The organism is Amycolatopsis sp. CA-230715, assembly GCF_018736145.1.
In the GTDB taxonomy this organism is placed as follows: domain Bacteria; phylum Actinomycetota; class Actinomycetes; order Mycobacteriales; family Pseudonocardiaceae; genus Amycolatopsis.
On sequence record NZ_CP059997.1, the window covers coordinates 3,596,620 to 3,616,748 of the forward strand.

The window sequence follows — 20,129 nt, forward strand, 5'->3', positions numbered from 1 at the left end:
CGTGCGGACCCCCTCGTCGTGTCCGTGCTCACCGCACCACCATTCCGTTGCCGAGCCGGAGCCCATCGCTCCCGGACCCATTGTCCCCCCGCCGGGCATCGTTCAGTTTTTCGTCCGCGCGCCGCGCCACGTGGAAGGACAGGATCTGCAGTTCGACCGCGAGATCCACCTTCCGCACCTCGATGTGCTCCGGCACCTGCAGCACCACCGGCGCGAAGTTCAGGATGCACTGGACACCACCCGCGACCAGCCGGTCGCACACCGACTGCGCGGCCGTCGGCGGCGTCGCGATGACCCCGATCGAGATCTCCCGCTCGGCGCACACCCTGGGGATGTCGTCGAGGTGGGACACCGGCAGCCCGCCGACCGGCACCCCGATCAGGTCGGGATCGACGTCGAAGAGCGCGTCGACGGGGAACCCCCGGCCGGGGAACCCGCCGTAGTTGGCCAACGCGTGGCCGAGGTTACCGATTCCGACCACGGCCACCTTGTGCTTGCGGGTCAGCCCCAGCGTCCGCTCGATCTGCCCGACGAGCACCGCGACGTCGTAGCCGACCCCGCGGGTGCCGTAGGAACCGAGGTACGAAAGGTCTTTCCGCAGCTTCGCCGAGTTGACGCCGGCTGCGGTCGAAAGCTCCTCGCTGGAGACCGTGGTGCCGCCCTGCTCCTGCATCGCGGACAGCACCCGCAGGTAGACGGCGAGCCGCGCGACGGCGGCTTCCGGGATCGCCTTCGCCCGGACCGCGTCGCCCTCACCAGCGGGAACGGCGGGCATCTCGGCGGTGGGCGCGTTGTCGGCGTCCGGTCCCGCCAGGGGTTTGACCGCGGCTCGCGTGCGCTTGTGCGCGGCTTCGGCGCCGTTTCGCCGGCCTCGCTGTGCCACCACGCTGGCTCTCCTTCACCGCATCACGAGCATCGGTTCGGACGGGGCGAACACCGGTCGCCCGAAACTGACCCTTGACCTCGCGGGCCGTCTCCGGTTCGATGCCCGGGGCCGCACGGGGTACCGGCAATACGGTAGCCACTTGTGAACGCAGGCACAAAGTCACTGGTCGTGAGCATGACCAGGGGCACATTCCGGCCCGCCGCGCACGGGAACGCCCGGGGCGGCGCGGGCCGCCCCGGGCGTTTTCACCGACCGATTCGCCGTTACTTGTTGGTACCGGGCATCAGAACCTTGCCGATGACGAACACGGTCGCGTTCTTGACCGGCACGTTCCCGCACAGCACCGGGGCGCCGTTCACGGTCATCTTGTCGCCGGAGCCCGCGATCTTCAGGTCGCCGCCCTCGGCGCCGTCGAGCGTCGGGACCATGCCCGCCGCCTCGAGGCCCTTCGCGTCGTAGCGCTTCGGCACGACGTGGTACTTGAGGATCTTGGTCAGGTCGGCGGGCTTACCGGCCAGCTCGGTGAACTTGGCGTCGCCGAGTTCCTTGAACGCCGGGTCGTCCGCGGGCGCGAACACGGTCAGCTCCTGAGCGCTGTTCAACGGGTCCACCAGGTTGGTGGCCTTCACCGCGGTGACCAGCTTGGTCAGCAGCGGGTTGTTGCTCGCGGCGGTGGCGACCGGATCGGACACCATGCCGTCCACCGAGCCGGGGCCGGTGGCGGGGACCTTCGAACACGCCGGGCCGAAGACGTCGGCCTTGGTGGTCACCCCGGTGCCCGCGGGCGCGGCGGCCGAGCTGGACGACATCGGCGAACTGGGCGCGGGCGCGCTGCTGCTGTTGTTGCCGCTGCCCGACCCGCTGTCGCTGCCGCAGGCAGCCATCGAGAACGCGGCGACGGTGGCAACGCCGAGCCCGGCGACGCGACGCAGATTGCTCACGGGAAATCAACTCCATTCACGTCCGGAAAGGGCCGGACACCGCTGACGACTTTGTTGTCAGCAGGCATTCGGTCCCGGACAGAAGTTGGCTTGCCGCACGTTCGAGTTAATCGAGCATTTTTTCGCGAGCACCGGGTTTCGCGATCATTGCGCGTCGAAAACGACGGTGTGCCAGCCGGTGGCTCCGTCCGGAACGGTGCTCGCGCGCTGTTCCGTCTGCGTGTAACCCAGTTTGTCCGTCGCGCGCACCGCCACGGTGTGGCTGCCCTTCGGCACGTCCGCCAGCAGGTGCCACATCCGCCACGTGTTGTCGTTGAACACAGTGGACAGTTCGGCCGCCTGCCACGGCCCGTTGTCGAGCCGCACTTCGACCTTTTCGATCCCGGTCGTCTGCGCCCACGCGATCCCGGAAACGGTGACCTTGCCCGCGGGCAGGCTCTGGAACCCTTGCGGGGAGTCGATCCTGGACATCGTCTTGATCGGCCCCTGCTCGCCCCAGCCGCGGTCGAGCCAGTAGCCGCGCCGCGCCTGCCACGTGGTCAGTTCGAGATCCGCGACCCATTTCGTGCCGGAAACGTACCCGTAGAGACCCGGGATCACGATGCGCGCCGGGAAACCGTGTTCGAGCGGCAGCGGCTCGCCGTTCATGCCGATCGCGAGCATCGCGCCGCGTTTCGGGTCCAGCGCGGCCTCGACCGGGCTGCCGCAGGTCCAGCCGTCGGAACTGGTCGCGAAAAGCTGCTGCGCGCCCGGCTGGACCCCGGCCTCGTCCAGCAGATCCCGCAACCACACGCCGACGAAGTTCGCGGTCGAAATGTAGGGGCCGCCGACCTCGTTCGAAACGCAGGTCATGGTCACCGTCTGTTCGACGAGCGGGCGGTTCCGGATCTCGGTGTAGTCGAAGGTGACTTCCCGGTCGACCATTCCGTGCACGCGCAGGCTCCAGTCCTCGGCGCGCACCTGCGGGACCACCAATGCGGTGTCGATGCGGTAGAAGTCCTTGTTCGGGGTGATGAACGGCGGCGTGCCGAGCTTGGCGAAATCGGCGTCGGCCGGGATCGGCGGCGCCGCCTTCGCCGGCGTGAGCTTCCCGACCATCGCGCGCGAACTCTCCGCGTCGTTCGCCGACCCGATGAACTGACCGGCGAGCGCGGCGACCCCGGCCCCGGCGGCGACCCCGCCGGTGGTCACCAGGAACTGGCGGCGCGTCGTGCCGTCCCCGGCTCCGCCGGCGACCGACGGCGTCCGAAGCGCGAGCGAGTGCAGCCGGGTGAACACCCCGATGCCCGCCAGCAAGGTCACCACCGGTGCGAGCAGCGCGACCGGGCCAAGGTCCTGCCGCACGTACACCGCGGCGATCCCGGCGGCGCCGAGGATCCCGATGACGAGCTGCCCCGGTAGCGGTTTGCGTCGCGAAAACAGCCCCGCCAGCATCGCGAACACCACGAGCAGGACGCCCAGCCCCAGCTTGAGGACCGGTTTGTCCCAGGTCTCCAGCGTCCGCTCCGCCCATTTGACGATCGGCTGCGGGCTGTGGTCGATGACGAAGTTGGCGACCGCGAGGAACGGGGACGCGGTCGTCCCGACGAACGCGGCGACGAGCTGGCCCGCGCCCAGCGCCGCGGCCAGCGCCACGACCCCGAGCAGCGCGGCCCACCACTTCCCGATACGCGGGCTCGTCGGTGCGGCGGTGCTGGGCGGGTCGGTGACCTGGGTGCTCACGGCGGCCTCTCACGATTCGCGGGCGGCCCCGGCACCGGGGCCTCTACCCCCATCTTCGGAGCGAGCCGGGGTTCCGATTGGCCCGTTCGCCCTTACGAATCCCTTAAGGCGCGCCGGAGACGGTCCTCTTCGACCTTCCAATAGCCGTGCTCGTCGCCGTCGACCAGGATCACCGGCACGCGGTCGCCGTACTCGGCGCGCCACTCCGGATCGCTGTCGACGTCCGCGACACCCCATTCGACCCCGAGCTCGGCGCAGATCCGCTCGACGTCCCGTTCGGCGGTGACGCACGCCGAACAGCCCTGCCTGGTCATCACGGTCACCTGGTGCGACATGGGGTCATCCTGCCTCACCGCAGGCGCACGCGGCGGAGCTTGCCGGTCGGCGAATGTGGCAGCTCGGTGACGAATTCGACCGTGCGCGGCACCTTGTACCCGGCGAGCCTGGTCGCGCAGTGGTCCACCACCTGCTGCTCGGACAGGGACGCGCCGGCGACCGGCACGACGACCGCCTTGACCGCCTCGCCGCTGCGCTCGTCGAGCACGCCGACGACCGCCGCCTCGGCGACCTCCGGCAGCTCCCCGACGGCGGCTTCGACCTCGTGGGGATAGACGTTGAACCCGTTCACGATGATGAGGTCGTTGGCGCGGTCCACCAGGTGGAGGTCGCCGTCGACGTCGAGGTAGCCGACATCGCCGGTGCGGAACCAGCCCTCCCCGTCGGGCCCGTGCGCGCCGTCCGGCCAGTACCCGGAGAACAGGTTCGCGCCGCGGACCGCGACCAGCCCGGTGCCGCCGACCTCCTCCTCGAGGGTGTCGTCCGGCTCGTCCGGATCGAGCAGCACCGGCTCGCTGTCCCCGTCCGGTTCGACCAGCCGCACCTCGACACCCGGCAGCGGGCGGCCGACCGATCCCGGCTTCGGGTACCCGGTGACCAGCGTCGAGGTCACCACGGGCGCCGTCTCGGTGAGGCCGTAGCCCTCGTAGACGCCGATTCCGGTCGCCTGCCGGATCGCGGCGAGCACCTTCGGGTGCAGTGGCGCCGCACCGGAGGTCAGCTTGCCGACGGTGGAAAGGCCTTCGCCGAGTTCGTCCGGCGGCAGCGCCGCGAACTCGGCGTACATCGCGGGCACCCCGGCGAGCGCGGTGATCCGGTGCTCGGCGCACTGGTCGAGCGCCTTCCGCGCGTCGAACCTCGGCGCGAGCACCACCGTGGCACCGGTCGCGGTGGCCAGCAGCAGGCCGGGCCCCAGCCCGTAGACGTGGAACAGCGGGATCGCCAGCAGCGCGCGGTCACCGCTTTCCAGCGCGGGCGGGCGGACCTGCCGGAGCTGGTCCACGTTCGCCAGCAGCGCGCGGTGCGACAGCATCACGCCGCGCGGCGGGCCGGTGGTGCCCGACGTGTACGACAGGACCGCGATGTCCTCGCCGGTACCGACAGCCGGTACCGATTCACCCGCATCGAAACCGGGTTCGAGTTTTCGAACGTCTCCGAAACCCTCGCCTTGGGTGATCAGGAGAGTCGCGCCGCTGTGCGAGAGGACCGTCTCGATCTCCGGTGCGGGCGCTTGCGGCGAAACCGGCACCGCGATCCCGCCCGCGCGCACGACCGCGAAGAACGCCACCGCGAAGGCGGCCGACGTCGGCACCTGCACGGCGACTCGGTCCCCCTGCCGCATGCCGGCCTCGGCGAACCTGCGCGCCTGGCCGTTGACCGCGGCGTCGAACTCTTCCCACGTGTAGGTGGCCTTGGCCTCGGTACCGGTCAGCGCGGTATCGATCAGCGCGGTGCCGCCTGGCCGCTCGCGCGCCGCCTCAGCCAGCAGATCCGCCACATTGCCGGGCTCCGCGCTCACAGTCCACCTCTCGCCGCGACGTGATGATCGGCCCCAGTCTGGCATCCCGGCGCGCCTCGCGGCGACGGCGGTTTTCCGGCCCCGGACCTCGGCACGGCCGGTCGGCCGCGCGTACCCGCACCGGTCGCGGACGGGCCCCGTCCCATCCCCCGTCATGGGGAGCCCGCGCGGTCGTCGCACTTTCGCAACCGGTACAGCACTACCTACTTTCGGGTAACAACCCGTATGCTGCTCCTCGTCCCCACGTGGTGTTGATCACGGGGGCGTGGAGGCGGAGCCGCGTCCAGGGCTTCGGCACCCGCTCACGAGGCGGTCGCCGGGGTTCCCCGGCTCCGGAGTAGCCAGTGGTCGCCGGGGGCATCGGGGCTGAAGGAGGTCCGACACGATGAGCCTGCACGTCGCCACGAGTCGTGGTCCTGCCGTTGTGCGTGCCGGGCACTCCCTCCACCGGCCCGCGGCCAAAACCGCGGGTGAGGCGCCCGCGGAGCAGGCGGAATCGGTGAACGAAGGCTGGGAACTGGTCCACGCCGCGCAAGGCGGCGACAACGCCGCCTTCGGCAGGCTGTACGACCGCTACGTCGATGTCGTGTTCCGCTACGTGCTGTTCCGCGTCGGCGACCGCGACCTCGCCGAGGACGTCACCAGCGAGACCTTCCTCCGCGCGCTGCGGCGGATCACCTCGGTCAGCTACCAGGGCCGCGATGTCGGCGCCTGGTTCATCACGATCGCCAGGAACCTCGTGCTCGACCACGTCAAGTCCAGCCGGTTCCGGCTCGAAGTGGTCACCGACGAGGTCAGCGACTCCGGCACGGCCCCGTTCGGCACCGCGACGCCCGCCGCGGGCCCCGAGCAGCAGGCGATCTCCAGCGCGACCAGGGCCGAACTGCTGCGCTGCATCTCCGATCTCGGCGACGACCAGCGCGAATGCATCGTGCTCAGGTTCATCCAGGGCCTGTCCGTCGCCGAAACGGCGAGGATCATGAACCGCAACGACGGCGCCATCAAGGCACTCCAGCACCGCGCCGTCCGCCGTCTGGCGCAACTTCTGCCCACCGGCCTGCGCTGAGGAGGGACGCGGCGTAACCACGAGCCGCCGCCACTCGTTGCCACCGTTGACTGACGGCGTACGGCCGTGGAGACGGAGCTGAGCGGTGAACGTTCCCGGGTGGCCCCCGCGGAGCCGGGCGGAAGACGAGGACTTCGCCCGCGCCGTCGATGGTGGTGCGCCCAGCCGCGAGGACGACGAACTCGCCGTCGTCGGGGCATTGCGGGGGCTCGGCGATATCGGGACCCTCGACGAAGCCACCCGTCATCGCATCCACAGCGGCATCATCGAACGCCTCGCGCCCGCCGACGGGGAACGGGACGAGCCGCGGCGGCCGCGTGTGCTCGCCGGGGTTCTCGCGGCGGCGGCCGCGGCGGTGCTCATCGTCGGCGCGCTCGGGCTCCTGCTGTCAAAGGACGCGCTGCCCGGCGACACCCTGTACGACATCAAGCGCGCGGGCGAATCGACGTCGCTCGGATTGACCTTCGACGAGCAGGGCAAGGCCGCGAAGTACCTCGAGTTCGCCGGCACGCGGCTGGACGAACTGGTCGCGCTGCGGGGAAAGGACGCCGCCGAACCCGGGTACCACCGCGTGCTGGCCGACTTCCGCACCGACGCCGCCCAGGGCGCGGCACGGTTGAGCGTGCTCGGCGTCGAAGACGGCGGCGCGCAGCTGACGAAGCTCCGTGAGTGGACGAGGCAGCAATCGGTGCGGCTCGAAGCGGCGAAAGCGGATCTCCCGCCGTCGACGAGCGCGAGCTTCGACGCTTCCGTGGGCCTCCTGAGCCGGATCGAAGCGCGCGCTGGCGCGCTCGCCGGACGGCTGCAGTGCTACCTCATCACCACCGGCGAATCGGACGATCTCGGCGCCGTGCCCGCGACCGGCCCGTGCGACCAGCCGCAGGGCAACCAGGGCGCCGCGCAGGGCGAGCCGCAGCCCACGATCGCGCCCGCGCCGCGCGAGGACCTTTCGGGCGGGACCGTGCCGATTCCGACCCAGCGGATGCTCTCCCAGCTCGACAGCCCGTCGCCGACCCCGCCGTCGCCGACCGCGCCCGGCGCGGTGAGCACGCCGCCGCCGGTGATCCCGCCGCCGATCCCGACACCGACCGGTCCCCGCCTGCCGAGCGTGGCGACGAAACCGCCGCTGATTTCGATCCCCCCGCTGATCCCCGGCGTGCCGGGGCTCGGCATAGGGTAAGGGGTTTCCCACAGTCCAGTGGGTCATGGACGGCTGCGGGCACGCCGGGTGCACGCGCTCGCTACCCTGGTGGCAGGCGCCCGGTTCGCCGGGCCGCAGGAGCGGATCGTGGAGGCGGTGTGCGTGTCACCGTGGCGTGGCAGAGACAAGGGACAGGAACTCGAGCGGCGCGCCGCGCTGGCCGGTGAGGCCTCGGCCGACGCCGCGGTGGCGATGGAATCCCTCCCGGCCGCCGCCACGGCGGTCGCCACCGCCGGGCGTGACGGTAACGAGCCCGCAGCTCCGCCCGCGCCGCCCGATCTGACCGCGGCGGCCTTCTTCGACGTCGACAACACCATGATGATGGGCGCGTCGATGTTCTACCTCGCGCGCGGGCTCGCCGCGCGCAAGTTCTTCAGCACCGCGGATCTCGCCGGTTTCGTCTGGCAGCAGGCGAAGTTCCGGATCGGCGGCAAGGAGAACAAGGACGACATCAGCTCGCACCGCGAGCAGGCACTGTCCTTTGTGGCCGGCCGGACGGTGAAGGAGCTCAACGAGATCAGCGAGGAGATCTACGACGAGCTGATGTCGGACAAGATCTGGTCCGGCACGCGCGCGCTCGCGCAGATGCACCTCGACGCCGGGCAGCGCGTCTGGCTCGTCACGGCGACGCCCATCGAGGTCGCCGCGATCATTTCCCGCAGGCTCGGCCTGACCGGTGCGCTGGGCACCGTCGCCGAATCGGTCGACGGGGTCTACACCGGACGGCTCGTCGGCGATCTGCTGCACGGCAGGGCCAAGGCGCACGCGGTGCGCGCGCTCGCCTCGCGCGAGGGGTTGAACCTGCGGCGCTGCACCGCTTACTCGGACTCCCAGAACGACGTGCCGATGCTGTCCACGGTCGGCACCGCGGTCGCGGTCAACCCGGACAGCGGCCTGCGCGACGTCGCCAGGGCGCGCGGCTGGGAGATCAGGGACTTCCGCACCGGCCGCAAGGCCGCCCGCATCGGCGTCCCGTCCGTGCTCGGCGCCGGCGCGCTGGCGGGCGCGGTCGCGGCGGGCATGGCCTACCGGCGCCGCTGAACCCGCCCCGTCCGAAGACTCTAACCGCGGAAAACGCCCTCCCGCTGCGAAAGCTGCTGGTAGAGGCTGTGCTGAATGGACTCGCGCACCTGGTCGGTGAGGGTGAACACCAGCATCGGATCGTCGACGTCCTCGGGGGCGAACTGGTCAGTGCGGATCGGCTCGCCGAACTCGATGTGCCACTTCGTCGGCAGCGGGACGGCGCCGAGCGGGCCCAGCAGCGGGAAGAACGGCGTCACCGGGAAGTAGGGCAGGCCGAGCAGCCTGGCGAGCGGCTTGATGTCGCCGATCTTCGGGTAGATCTCCTCGGCGCCGACGATCGAACACGGGATGATCGGCACGCCGGTGCGCAGCGCCGCCGAAACGAAACCGCCGCGGCCGAACCGCTGCAGCTTGTACCGCGACGAAAACGGCTTCCCGATCCCCTTGAAGCCCTCCGGCCAGACGCCGACCAGCTCACCGGACCGCAGCAGGCGCTCCGCGTCGGCGTTGCAGGCGAGGGTCTGGCCCGATTTGCGGGCGAGCGCGCCGACGAACGGGACCCGGAACACCAGGTCGGCGCCGAGACCGCGCAGGTGGCGCTGCCCGGGATGCTCGTCGTGCACGGCGACCGCGGTCATCAGGGCGTCGAGCGGGATCGTGCCGGAATGGTTGGCGACGATCAGCGCGCCGCCTTCGGACGGCAGATTTTCGATGCCGTGCGTGCTGACGCGGAACCACTTTTCGTACAGCGCGCGCAGCGGCGGCAGGACCAGCGTTTCGGTCAGCTCGCGGTCGAAGCCGAACTCGTCGACGGTGAAGTCACCGGTCAGCCTGCTCTTGACGAACGACAATGCGGCCACGAGGGCGTCGGGAAGGGTTTCGGCGCCGAGCTCGGGCTCGATCTCGGGCGGCCGTTCCTCCTCGCTCTGCGTGCTGGGGAAGGCCACCACGGGGGCGTCGGCACGCGGCTCGTCCACCTTCGGATCGACCGGGTCCGCCGCCTTCTCCCTGCCGGGTCCGTGCAACGGGATGATCTGGGCTTCGGCGCTGCCTGACACGTCTTCCGCTCCCACGTTCCAGCTACGGCTCATCGGGCAGCCGCCTGCCCGGTCGCCGCGGCGACCAGTACCTTCCCGGCGAGGCCGGCCAGGCGGTCCCCGTCGAGCACCGGGTGCAGCCCGCGACCGGCGATGTAGTCGTCGAAGGCCGCCTTCGTCGTCCACCTCGGCGTGTAGCCGAAGGTCTCCTTGAGCCGGGTCGTGTCGACCACGCGCCCGAAGTTCAGCAGCCGCACCTGGTCGGCCGAAAAGTCCACCACCCGCGCGCCGCGGAGCAGTTTCGCGACCGACGGCACGACCCCCTTCGGCACCGGCAGCTCGACCCGGCCCGCGCGGCGGATCGCCTGGGACAACGTCAGCACGCCGTCCGCCGCCACGTTGAACACCCCCGCCTGCTCGGTCAGCACCGCGCGTTCGAGCACGCCGAGCGCGTCCGTCGAGTGCAGGAGCTGCAGGCGCGCGTCGTAGCCCAGCACGGACGGGACGACGGGCAGCGCGAAGTACCTGGTGAGCACGGTGTCCACGGCGGGCCCGATGAGGTTTCCGCAGCGCAGCGTGGTGATCGTGATGTCGGGGCGGCGGCGGGCGAGGCCGCGCACGTACCCCTCCATCTCGACGGCGTCCTTCGCGTATCCGCTCGACGACGCCGGGATGAGCTCGGAGTCCTCGGTGAACACCGCCTGCGAGCGGGCGCCCGCTCCGTAGACCGCGGCGCTGGACTTGACCACGAGCTTGCGCACCCGGGGCGAGCGCTGGCACGCGGCGAGCAGCCGCATGGTGCCGATGACGTTGACTTCCTTGATCGCCGTCCGGCCACTGGGCGCCGCGGGGTGGCAGGTGGTCGCCGCGTGCACGACGGTGTCGACGTTCGCGGTGCTGATCACCTTCGCGATGAGCGGGTTCCGGATGTCGGCGCGCACGAACTCGGCGCGGCCCATCCGCTGCAGCACCGGCCTGCCCGGCGGCACCGTGTCCACCCCGATGACGCGTTCGAACTCGGGGTTGTTGCCCAGTCTTGCGAGCAGCTTGCCCCCCAGCTCACCCCCGACTCCGGTGACGAGCACGATGTTGGACGGCATGCGACCCCCTGAGGGCGGGTGGAAATGCGGGTTGCGGTGGCGACAGCTCTGTCACGCCGAGTGCTTGAGCCGGTACCGAAAAAGGGAATCGTGCCAGCCCATGCGAAATGTTACCTCGGGACAGGGGTGGCGCCGACAGGCCTTACATGCTATTAACCCGCGACCAGCGAACTCACCCGAATGCCTGAGAGCCCGCCCACACCAGTGGACGGGCTCTCAAGAAGGCGCAGTCAGGAAACGACGCTTCGTGACGGAAGTCGTCACGCGAAGTGCGCGGCGCGCCGAAGCGTCACTTGCCCTGCTTACGACGCTGCATCCGCGTGCGACGCAACAGCTTGCGGTGCTTCTTCTTCGACATGCGCTTGCGGCGCTTCTTGATCACCGAGCCCACAGGTGCTCCTTAAGTTTCGTCGTCTTCTCACGCGGCCCTGCGCGGATTCCAACGGATGGAGCGCTTCAGGCACGAGCGGTGTACCAGGTTACCCGCGCCTTCACGCCCCAACCCGACGGGGGTGGGCCTAACCGACGTCGAAATAGGCGCCCTGCAGATATTCGTGCACCACCTTTTCGGGCACTCTGAATGACTTGCCGACGCGAACGGCCGGCAGTTCACCCGAGTGCACCAGGCGGTAGACGGTCATCTTGGAGACCCGCATCATCGTGGCCACCTCGGCGACCGTCAAGAACTGGACCTGCCCGAGTGCGGGCACGTCCTCCTTCTTGTTCGGCGGCATAGTTCACCGTGCCTTCTCCACGTGCCGCGCCGCTCGGCTTCCCCACCGGCGGTATCGACACGCACGTGCTCTACGTGAGGGTAGCGGGACATGCGTTACTCGTGCGACGCCTGTCACCAAGATGAGCCCCTACCAGCACGGTTGAACGCTCAGCTACCACGCTCAGCGCTTGCCCGGCTCGTCCTCGTGCGCCTTCCCGAGCTCGACGGACCGGTCGCGGGCGGCCTCGATCGCGGCGATCAGGGCTGCGCGGACACCGTGGTTCTCCAGCTCGCGGATCGCGTTGATCGTCGTGCCCGCCGGCGACGTGACGGCTTCGCGCAGCGTGACCGGGTGCTCGCCGGTGTCGGCGAGCATCTTGCTGGCCCCGACCGCCGACTGGATGATCAGCTTCTCCGCGACCGCACGCGGCAGGCCGAGCAGGATGCCCGCGTCGATCATGGCCTCGACCAGGAAGAAGAAGTACGCCGGTCCCGATCCGGACAGCGCGGTGACGGCGTCCTGCTGCGATTCCGGCACCCGCACGACCTTGCCGACGCAGGCGAGCAGCTCTTCGACCAGCGCGAGGTGCTCCGCGGTCGCGTGGCGGCCCGGTGAGATCGCGCTCATCGCCTCGCCGACCACCATCGGGGTGTTCGGCATCACCCGGACGACGGGCACGCCGTCCGCGAGCCTGCGCTCGTACAGTGCCGTCGGCAGGCCCGCGCACAGCGACACGACCAGCGACGACGGCCCGAGCAGCGGCGCCAGTTCGGCGAGCACCGGGTCGATGTCCTGCGGCTTCACCGCGACCACCAGCACGTCCGCCCGCTTGGCCGCTTCGTCGACCTCGACAGCCTCGATGCCGTACCGGGCCGTCAGCTCGGCGGCCCGCTCGGGATGCCGTTCGGTGAACAGCAGGTCACCCGGCCGCCTGCCGCCGTGCAGCAGCCCGGACAGCAGCGCCTCGCCGATCTTGCCCGCTCCCATGACCGCGATCACGCTCACGGCGTTCTCCCTTCCTTCGCACTCCGGTGCGGAGACGGCACGCGGGCGGCACGCGCCCGGTGTGCTCCGGCGCGGCCAGTGTCCTATCCGCGCCCGGCGGGTTACGGCGCGGGGGCCAGCGCGAGCTGGCGCGCCTGGCACACCAGCCTGCCCGCCGAATCGACGACCGTGGCGTCCGAGTCGAACCACGCCTCCTGCACCGACCGGCAGTCGATCCGCACGCGCAGCCAGCCGGGCGCGGGCCTGGCGCGCAGGATCGCGCTCAGGTGCACCGTCGGCGACCAACCGACCCGGCCGAGGTTGAACACCACCGGCGGGTTGACGTCGCTCGCGACGAGCGCGAAGTACGGATCCGGCTCGCCCTGCCGCGGGCGCGCCCACAACCGGATCACCGGCTCGGTGGAACGCCCGTTGAGGTACCCGGCGGTGGCGGCGTCGATCCGGACGTCGCAGCCGTTGGCGAGGTTGAACGAGGCATCCCCGGCATCGGCCCGCGCGGTGATCGCCGAGACCGGGGGTTCCGCGGGCATCTGCGGCAGATCGCTCCAGTCCGGGCGGCGGACGGGCAGCCTGCCCGCGGTGATCCGCCCTTCGACGCAGCTGCGGCCCCGCTGCTCCAACCGCACGGACACCACGGTGGCCCGCCTGCCGAGTTTGCGGACGTCGGTGCGCAGCAGCACCGGCCCGACCGCGGGCGGGTGCAGGAACTCCGCGCTGACCACCAGCGGGTCCGCGGTGGGCTCGCCGCGTTCGGACAGCAGCGTCAACGCGGCCTTCGCGAGCAGCGACATCAGGAACCCGCCGTGCGGGTGCCCGCCGATCGACCACTCCGGGCGCAGGTCGGCGGTGAGCGTGCCGTCGCCGAGTGACCGGACCCGGCACGCCGCGGCGAACGGCAGCGGGCCGCTGTTCAACGCGCTCACGAACGGCTGGCCAGTGCGCGGAGGAAGAAGGCCGTGTTCGCGGGCCGTTCGGCGAGCCTGCGCATCAGGTACCCGTACCACTGGTCGCCATACGGAACGTAGATTCTCACTGTCTCACCATTCTTCGCCAGCCTGAGCTGCTCTTCCGGCCGGATGCCGTACAGCATCTGGAATTCGTAGCTGCCCGGTTCCCGCCCGTGCCAGCGGGCGCGCTCGCCGGCGATCTCGACCAGCCGGGGATCGTGCGTGGCGAACATGGGGTAACCGGGGCCGGCGAGAAGCGTGTTGACACAGCGCACGTACGACCTGTCGACCGCGTGCGCGTGGTCGAACGCGACGTCGACGGGCTCCGCGTAGGCGCCCTTGCACAGGCGGATCCGCGACCCTTCGACGGCTAGCGCGGCGGCATCGTCCTCGGTGCGGCGCAGGTACGCCTGCAGGACGCCGCCGGTGGACGGCCAGGTGTGGCGAAGCTCGGCGAGGATCCGCAGCGTCGCGTCGGTCGTGGTGTGGTCTTCCATGTCGAGGGTCACGGTCGTGGCGCACTGGTCCGCGGCGGCGCAAATCCGCCAGGCGTTGTCGAGCGCGAGCTTTTCGTCCAGCTGCAGGCCGAGCGACGAAAGCTTGACGCTCACTTCCACGCTGCCGGACAACCCCTCCGCGTGGAGCCGGTCGAGCATCCGCAGGTTGGCCTGGACGTTCTTCTCGGCGTGCGCCCGCCCGTGCACGTCCTCACCGAGGTGGTCGAGCGTGGCGTGCAGCCCGGAGTCCGCGAGCTCGCGCACCGCCGCCACCGCTTGGTCCGTCGTCTCCCCCGCGACGAACCGCCGGACGAGGTCCCTGCTGCCCGGTGTGGCCGACACCACTCGCCGGATCACCTCGTTCCCTGCGGCGGCGAGAATCAGTGATCGCAGCGGGTTCACGGGCTCCAACCTTACGTGTTCGCAGACCGGAAAAGCAGGCACCCATCCCCAGTATCGGGCCCTAAATGATCTTGAGACACCCTACTGCCCGAGGTGCAGGCGCGCGAAGAGCAGCGCCTCGGCGAGATCCTTCACACGGCGTGCCGCCTGCGTGGCGCGCCGCGTGTTGACCTCGAGCACGACCTGGCCGTCGAACCCGCGCGCGGCGAGCCGCTCCAGCAGTTCGGCGCACGGCTGGTCGCCGCGGCCGGGCACGAGGTGTTCGTCGGACGGGATGCCGCTGCCGTCGGCGAGGTGCACGTGCGCGAGCCGGTCGCCCATGCGGTCGGCGAGTGCGAGCGCGTCCATCCTGGCCGCGGAGGTGTGCGACAGGTCGAGCGTGTAGTGCGCGTACCCGACGTCCGTCGGGTCGATCGAGGGCCGGAACGCGGACACGCGCGCGTTGCGCCCGCCGCCGGGTGGCCGCACCTTGAACATGTTCTCCACCGCGACCGCGACCCCGCTGGCCTCTTCCAGCTCGGCGACGAGGTCTCCGAACGCGTCGCCGTAGCGGCGCTGCCAGCGGAACGGCGGGTGCACGACGACGGTCTTGGCGCCGAGGTCGACCGCCGCGTCCACGCTGCGGCGCAACCGGACGACCGGGTCCGGCGACCACACCCGCTGCGTGATCAGCAGCGACGGCGAATGCACCGACAGCACCGGCATCCCGGTGCGCCGGGACCACCGGCGCAGCTCGGAGACGTCCTGGCTGACCTGATCCGCCCAGACCATCACTTCGACGCCGTCGTAGCCGAGCTGCGCGGCGAGTTCGAAGCCCGCCCCGGCGCGGAGCGGCCACACGGACGCGGTGGACAGGCCGACCGGGACCGGTGCGTGTGCGTTCACCCGCGCATTATCGGGCCAGCAGGAGCAGCGCGGCCGGGGAGACCGTCACCACCAGGCCCACGAGCACCGCGAACACCGTCGTCTGGATGTCGTCGGCGCGCCGGATCTTCCGCACGATCCACACCAGCGCGACCACCACGACCAGCGCGGCGACCAGCGCGGCCGCGGGCAGCTGGCCCCAGAGCCAGTTGAACCCGAGCCACACCCCGGCTCCGCCGACGACGCCGATCGCGAGCTGCGCCGCCATCGCGAGCCACTGCTTCGCCGGGGAAGCCTCGTCCTCTTCGGCCGGCTCCTCGTCCTCGGCGTACTCGTCCGCGTACCCGTCGTCGTAGTCCGCGGCGTTGTCGTCCTCGTACTCGAGGTCGTCCTCGGCGTACTCGCCGTCATACGCGTAGTCGCCCTCGTAGGGCGCCGCGTCCTGCTCGTCTTCGAGATCGCGGACGTCGTCGGCGAGGGAGTCGTGGTAGCCGGTCGGCGGCAGGCCCTCCTCGTCGACGAGATCGTCCTCGGCCGGGTACGCGGGCTCGCGGGGCGCGGGGCGTGCGGGCGCGAACGACGGCGGGGCGACGTACTTCGTCGACGGCGCCAGCCCGGCAGGCGCCTCGTCCTCGTCCGGTTCCACCGGCGCTGGTGCGGCCCCGGGCGGCGCCACGGGCGCGATGCCCACCTCGGTGTCTTCCGCCTGGACCTTGCGACGACGCTGCCGCCAGCCGGCGAGCCCCCCTGGCGCGTCGCGCGGCGGCGCGGGCTGCGCCGCCGCGGCGGGCTCCGGTCCGTCTTCGGGAAGCGCGGGGAACTGCTCGGTGTGCGGTTCCGGCCCGCGCGGCGGCTGCGGACGCCGGTTGAGCCGTTGCATGCGCGAGCGCGCGGCACCCCCGGCGCTCGGATCGATCGGCGGTGCGGGGAACAGCCCGCTCTGCTGATCTGCCGGAGGCACCGGGAACTGCCCGCTCTGCTGGTCCGCCGGAGGCGCGGGGAAGTGCCCGCTCGCGTGCTCGACCGGTGTCGGCGCGGGGAACAGCCCGCTGGGATGGCGCTCACCCGGCGCGGGCGCCTGCTCGTCACCTTCGAGGCCGTCCAGGCGCGCGGCGAGCCCACCGGGCGGCGGGCCCGGGGGCGGTTCGGGCGCCTGGCGCGGGCGCGCGTTCGGGCCGCGCCGGTTGTCCTGCGGCGCGCCGGGCGGGGGCGGCGGCTGTCTGCGGCCGCGCGGCGGCACCGGCAACTGCTGCGAAGTCCGCGCGCCGGGGGGCGGCGGCGGAGGCGGGGCCTGCTCGTCCGCGGGATCGGGCAACGGCATCGCCGCCGAGTCCTGCGGGCGCTGCTGCGGTCGCGGCCTGCGCAGCGGGCCGGAGTCCTGCGGCTTCGGGCGCGGCAAGGGCGCCGAGTGCTGCTGCCCGCCGGGAGGCGGGCCCTGGGGAGGCTGCGGCGGCTGCTGCTCGCGGGGCGGCATGCGGCGTGGACCGCCGTTGCGGCGGTTCGGCGGCGGCGGGGTGTCGCCGTCGCGGGTCACCCTGTCGATGATCGCCTGCGGCGCGGTGTCGCCGATGTCACGCGGGCGGCCGGGCGGGGCGGCCGGGCCCTCGTCGTCATCGGCTGCCCTGCGGCGACGACGACGTCCTCCGCTGTCGACCGTCCCACCGTGCTGCGCGAGCAGTTCGGCGACGGTCTTCTGGGGTTCGCCTCCGTTGTCTTCAGTCATGCATCTGTCCAAAACACGTGATCAGCGTGGAACTCCCGATCCGGGAGCACAGCGGCACCGGCCGGACGGCTGCCCGGCTCGTGAGGTCTCGCATTACTGCCACCCTTTCACCGTGCCCGCTGCGTATCGGTCACGTCCAGTCCCGTGCTGCCACCGGTCTGATTCCGCGACGAGTTGCCGCGGGCGCCGTCAGCGGCTTCTCCCGCGCCGTTCGAATGATCCAGTCGCCGAAGAATGACACCCTCTCGAAGCGCCCACGGGCAAATTTCGAGCTCGTGGAGTGACAACGCTCGCATCGTGGCCTGAGCCACCAGCGCGCCCCCCGCGAGCTGACCCGCGCGGCTCGCGCTGACGCCTTCGAGCTGGGCGAGATCACCGGACGGCATGCGCGAGATGAACGCGATCAGCTGGCGCAACGCGGTGTCGGTGAGCACGCGGCGCACCCGCGGCCCCGACGCCGACGGTGCCGCTCCGGTCAGCCTGGCGAGGGACCGGAACGTCTTCGACGTGGCCACGACGCGGTCCGGCTGGCCGAGCCTCGCCACCTTCTTCGCGAGCCCGGCGAGCTGCTCTTCGAGCCACGAGGACGTCGCGATCAGCTCGGACCGGGTCGGCGGGTCGTGCCGGAACCGGGTCCTGGTGGTGCGCCCGGCGCCGAGCGGGAGCGACTCGGCGAGCGAGGGTTCCTCGTCCATGCCCATCGCGACCTCGAGCGAGCCGCCGCCGATGTCGAGCACCAGCAACTGACCGGCCGACCAGCCGTACCACCGCCGCACCGCGAGGAAGGTGTGCCTGGCCTCGTCCACTCCGGACAGCACCTTCAGGTCGACACCCGTTTCGTCGGCGACCTTCTTCAGCACCTTCGCGGAGTTGTCGGCCTCGCGGACCGCGGACGTCGCGAACGCCATGAGCTCTTCGCAGCCGAGCCGGGCCGCCGACACCTTGGCCGCTTCCACGGCGCGGACGAGCTGGTCCGCGCCGTGCTTGCTCAGCTCGTTCGACTTGGTGATCTGCTCGGCGAGCCGCAGCACGGTCTTTTCGGAGTGCATCGGTGTCGGGTGCGCACCGCGGTGCGCGTCCACCACGAGCAGGTGGACGGTGTTCGAACCGACGTCGAGGACCCCTAGGCGCACAGGGGGCTACGGTACCCGTCGCTCGTGGAGCGCGGAAAAGCCTGGGATCACGTCTCGAACTTGTAGCCGAGGCCGCGGACCGTGACGAGGTGCCGAGGCGACCCCGGATCGGGCTCGATCTTCGACCGCAACCGCTTGACGTGCACGTCCAGCGTCTTGGTGTCGCCGACGTAGTCCGCGCCCCACACCCGGTCGATGAGCTGGCCGCGGGTGAGCACCCTGCCGACGTTGCGCAGCAGGTATTCGAGCAGGTCGAACTCCTTCAGCGGGAGCGAGACGTCCGCGCCGTCGACCGTGACGACGTGCCGCTCGACGTCCATCCGCACCGGGCCCGCCGCGAGCACGAGCGGCGCGAGCTCGCCCTCGGTGCCCGGTTCGCCGCCGCGCCGCAGGACGGCCCGGACGCGCGCGATCAGCTCGCGCGCCGAGTACGGCTTGGTGACGTAGTCGTCGGCGCCCAGTTCCAGGCCGACGACCTTGTCGATCTCGCTGTCGCGCGCGGTCACCATGATCACCGGCACCGCGGACCGCTGGCGGAGCTGCTTGCACACGTCGGTGCCGCTCATCCCGGGCAGCATGAGGTCGAGCAGCACGATGTCGGCGCCGTTGCGGTCGAACTCCTCGAGCGCCTGCTGGCCCGTCGCCGCGACGGCGGCGGTGAAGCCTTCCTTGCGCAGCAGGAACGCGAGCGGGTCGGCGAACGACTCCTCGTCCTCGACGATGAGCACCCTGGTCACAGCTTTCCTCCATCTGTGCTGTCCGGTCCCGAGCCAACGAGCCGGGGTGTCCGGTCGGGCGTCTTCTCCTGCCTTGGCGCAGGGGGGATCTGCTTGCCGGTCGCGGAGCGGGTGGTGCCCGCCTCGCCCGCCTCGGACCCCAGGTGCGCCGGGATCCGGAGGGTGAAGGTGGAGCCGGTCCCCTGTTTGCTCCACAGCCGCACCTCGCCGCCGTGGTTCGCGGCGACGTGCTTGACGATCGCGAGACCGAGGCCGGTGCCGCCGGTCGCGCGCGAACGGGCCTTGTCGGCGCGGTAGAAGCGCTCGAAGACGCGTTGCTGGTCTTCTTCGGCGATGCCGATGCCGCGGTCGGTGACCGCGATTTCGACGCCGTCGTCGACGAACCGCCTGCTGATCGAAACCGGGCTACCCGCCTGCGAGTAGGCCACGGCGTTTTCGAGCAGGTTCGACAGCGCGGTCACGAGCAGCGTCCGGTCCCCCTCGACGAGCAGGCCGCTCGGGCCGTCGGTGGTGACGGTGATCTCGGCGGACTCGGCGGAGATCCGGGTGCGCCCGAGCGCTTCGCGGACCACGGCGTCGACTTCGACGACGTTCAGATCGGGCAGGCGCTCGGCACCCTGCAGCCGCGACAGCGCGATGAGCTCCGTGACGAGCTGGCCGAGCCGTGTGGACTCGCGGAGGATCTTGCCGCCGAAACGGCGGACCTCTTCGACGTCTTCCGCGGCGTCCAGCACGGCCTCGGTGAGCAGAGCGATGGCGCCGACCGGGGTCTTGAGCTCGTGGCTGACGTTGGCCACGAAGTCGCGGCGGGTGGCTTCCAGCCGGACCGCGTCGGAGTGGTCGACCGCCTCGACGACGGTGAACCCTTCGCCGAGGGGCCGGACCTCGCCGACCACGGCCTCCGGCTGGCGCCCCCGCGCTTCGAGCGGGGAAAGGTCGATCTCGAGCGCGTCGTCGGTTTCGACCACCTGCTCCGCGGCCTTGCGGGCCCGTCCGTCGGCCTGGTTGTCACGGACCATCCCGAGCGCTTCGGCGCGCGGGTTGTGGACCACGACGTCGCCGAAGCGGTTGAGCACAACGACGCCGTTGTGGGACGACCGGATGAGCCGGTGCAGGAGCTCGGCCACGGTCGGCCCCGCCGGTTGGTGCCGGTCGGTGCGGCGGCGGAGCTTCGCGATCAGGAAACCGGCGACCACACCGACCACCAATGATCCGATGGCCAATGCGAGTGAGGCAGGCACGGTCACGGGGGAATCGTAAGCGCGGGGGTAGCC

At 71.2% G+C, this 20,129-nt stretch carries 20 protein-coding genes; 3 read left to right on the plus strand and 17 right to left on the minus strand.

Going from position 1 to position 20,129, the window contains the following annotated elements; genetic code table 11:
* Nucleotides 1-28 precede the first annotated feature (28 nt).
* From HUW46_RS16725 to HUW46_RS16745, 5 genes are all read right to left on the minus strand, one after another.
* Entirely contained in the window at nucleotides 29-886 is an 858-nt protein-coding gene (locus HUW46_RS16725) for a redox-sensing transcriptional repressor Rex (RefSeq protein WP_215548158.1), read from the minus strand.
* A 263-nt stretch (nucleotides 887-1,149) separates the two neighbouring features.
* Nucleotides 1,150-1,827: a fasciclin domain-containing protein gene (locus HUW46_RS16730; protein ID WP_254126236.1), complete on the minus strand. Its 678-nt coding sequence runs from the start codon at nucleotides 1,825-1,827 to the stop codon at nucleotides 1,150-1,152.
* A gap of 144 nt (nucleotides 1,828-1,971) precedes the next feature.
* Nucleotides 1,972-3,495, minus strand: coding sequence for a molybdopterin-dependent oxidoreductase (locus tag HUW46_RS16735; protein ID WP_215549915.1), 1,524 nt, complete (start codon nucleotides 3,493-3,495; stop codon nucleotides 1,972-1,974).
* 146 nt (nucleotides 3,496-3,641) lie between these two features.
* Nucleotides 3,642-3,884: a glutaredoxin family protein gene (locus tag HUW46_RS16740; RefSeq protein ID WP_215548159.1), complete on the minus strand. Its 243-nt coding sequence runs from the start codon at nucleotides 3,882-3,884 to the stop codon at nucleotides 3,642-3,644.
* Between the two features lie 14 nt (nucleotides 3,885-3,898).
* A complete protein-coding gene (locus HUW46_RS16745) occupies nucleotides 3,899-5,449 on the minus strand; it encodes an AMP-binding protein (protein ID WP_215549916.1) in 1,551 nt (516 codons plus the stop codon).
* 340 nt (nucleotides 5,450-5,789) lie between these two features.
* Here HUW46_RS16745 and HUW46_RS16750 point away from each other — a divergent pair, with 340 nt between their 5' ends.
* The 3 genes from HUW46_RS16750 to HUW46_RS16760 all read left to right on the plus strand — a co-directional run bounded on the left by HUW46_RS16750 (nucleotide 5,790) and on the right by HUW46_RS16760 (nucleotide 8,712).
* Complete coding sequence (locus tag HUW46_RS16750) at nucleotides 5,790-6,470, plus strand: sigma-70 family RNA polymerase sigma factor (RefSeq protein ID WP_215548160.1); 681 nt, start codon at nucleotides 5,790-5,792, stop codon at nucleotides 6,468-6,470.
* Nucleotides 6,471-6,555: 85 nt separating this feature from the next.
* Nucleotides 6,556-7,650: a DUF5667 domain-containing protein gene (locus HUW46_RS16755; RefSeq protein ID WP_215548161.1), complete on the plus strand. Its 1,095-nt coding sequence runs from the start codon at nucleotides 6,556-6,558 to the stop codon at nucleotides 7,648-7,650.
* Between the two features lie 108 nt (nucleotides 7,651-7,758).
* A complete protein-coding gene (locus tag HUW46_RS16760; RefSeq protein ID WP_215549917.1) occupies nucleotides 7,759-8,712 on the plus strand; it encodes an HAD family hydrolase in 954 nt (317 codons plus the stop codon).
* Nucleotides 8,713-8,732: 20 nt separating this feature from the next.
* On the opposite strand, the gene HUW46_RS16765 is transcribed toward HUW46_RS16760, so the two are convergent.
* From HUW46_RS16765 to HUW46_RS16820, 12 genes are all read right to left on the minus strand, one after another.
* Nucleotides 8,733-9,785, minus strand: coding sequence for a lysophospholipid acyltransferase family protein (locus HUW46_RS16765; RefSeq protein WP_215548162.1), 1,053 nt, complete (start codon nucleotides 9,783-9,785; stop codon nucleotides 8,733-8,735).
* The gene (locus HUW46_RS16770; RefSeq protein ID WP_215548163.1) at nucleotides 9,782-10,831 is read right to left on the minus strand and encodes an NAD-dependent epimerase/dehydratase family protein; all 1,050 of its coding nucleotides are present in this window, start codon (nucleotides 10,829-10,831) and stop codon (nucleotides 9,782-9,784) included. Before HUW46_RS16770 ends, HUW46_RS16765 begins: the two co-directional genes overlap by 4 nt.
* 289 nt (nucleotides 10,832-11,120) lie before the next feature.
* Nucleotides 11,121-11,222 carry a 30S ribosomal protein bS22 gene (locus tag HUW46_RS16775; protein ID WP_017986394.1) on the minus strand — a complete coding sequence of 34 codons (102 nt, stop codon included), beginning with the start codon at nucleotides 11,220-11,222 and terminating at the stop codon, nucleotides 11,121-11,123.
* Between the two features lie 127 nt (nucleotides 11,223-11,349).
* Entirely contained in the window at nucleotides 11,350-11,565 is a 216-nt protein-coding gene (locus tag HUW46_RS16780; RefSeq protein WP_215548164.1) for a helix-turn-helix domain-containing protein, read from the minus strand.
* A gap of 162 nt (nucleotides 11,566-11,727) precedes the next feature.
* Complete coding sequence (proC, locus tag HUW46_RS16785; RefSeq protein WP_215548165.1) at nucleotides 11,728-12,552, minus strand: pyrroline-5-carboxylate reductase; 825 nt, start codon at nucleotides 12,550-12,552, stop codon at nucleotides 11,728-11,730.
* 101 nt (nucleotides 12,553-12,653) lie between these two features.
* Nucleotides 12,654-13,475, minus strand: coding sequence for a thioesterase family protein (locus HUW46_RS16790; RefSeq protein ID WP_215548166.1), 822 nt, complete (start codon nucleotides 13,473-13,475; stop codon nucleotides 12,654-12,656).
* The gene (locus HUW46_RS16795; RefSeq protein ID WP_215548167.1) at nucleotides 13,472-14,398 is read right to left on the minus strand and encodes a proline dehydrogenase family protein; all 927 of its coding nucleotides are present in this window, start codon (nucleotides 14,396-14,398) and stop codon (nucleotides 13,472-13,474) included. Before HUW46_RS16795 ends, HUW46_RS16790 begins: the two co-directional genes overlap by 4 nt.
* Before the next feature lie 81 nt (nucleotides 14,399-14,479).
* Nucleotides 14,480-15,283: a sugar phosphate isomerase/epimerase family protein gene (locus tag HUW46_RS16800; RefSeq protein WP_215548168.1), complete on the minus strand. Its 804-nt coding sequence runs from the start codon at nucleotides 15,281-15,283 to the stop codon at nucleotides 14,480-14,482.
* A gap of 7 nt (nucleotides 15,284-15,290) precedes the next feature.
* Nucleotides 15,291-16,985, minus strand: a complete 1,695-nt coding sequence (locus HUW46_RS48875) for a hypothetical protein (RefSeq protein WP_215548169.1) — start codon at nucleotides 16,983-16,985, stop codon at nucleotides 15,291-15,293.
* A 107-nt stretch (nucleotides 16,986-17,092) separates the two neighbouring features.
* On the minus strand, nucleotides 17,093-18,118 hold the full coding sequence (locus tag HUW46_RS16810; RefSeq protein ID WP_215548170.1) for a Ppx/GppA phosphatase family protein: 1,026 nt from the start codon (nucleotides 18,116-18,118) through the stop codon (nucleotides 17,093-17,095).
* Between the two features lie 47 nt (nucleotides 18,119-18,165).
* Nucleotides 18,166-18,855 carry a response regulator transcription factor gene (locus HUW46_RS16815; protein ID WP_215548171.1) on the minus strand — a complete coding sequence of 230 codons (690 nt, stop codon included), beginning with the start codon at nucleotides 18,853-18,855 and terminating at the stop codon, nucleotides 18,166-18,168.
* A complete protein-coding gene (locus HUW46_RS16820; protein WP_215548172.1) occupies nucleotides 18,852-20,102 on the minus strand; it encodes a sensor histidine kinase in 1,251 nt (416 codons plus the stop codon). Before HUW46_RS16820 ends, HUW46_RS16815 begins: the two co-directional genes overlap by 4 nt.
* Between the last annotated feature and the right edge of the window lie 27 nt (nucleotides 20,103-20,129).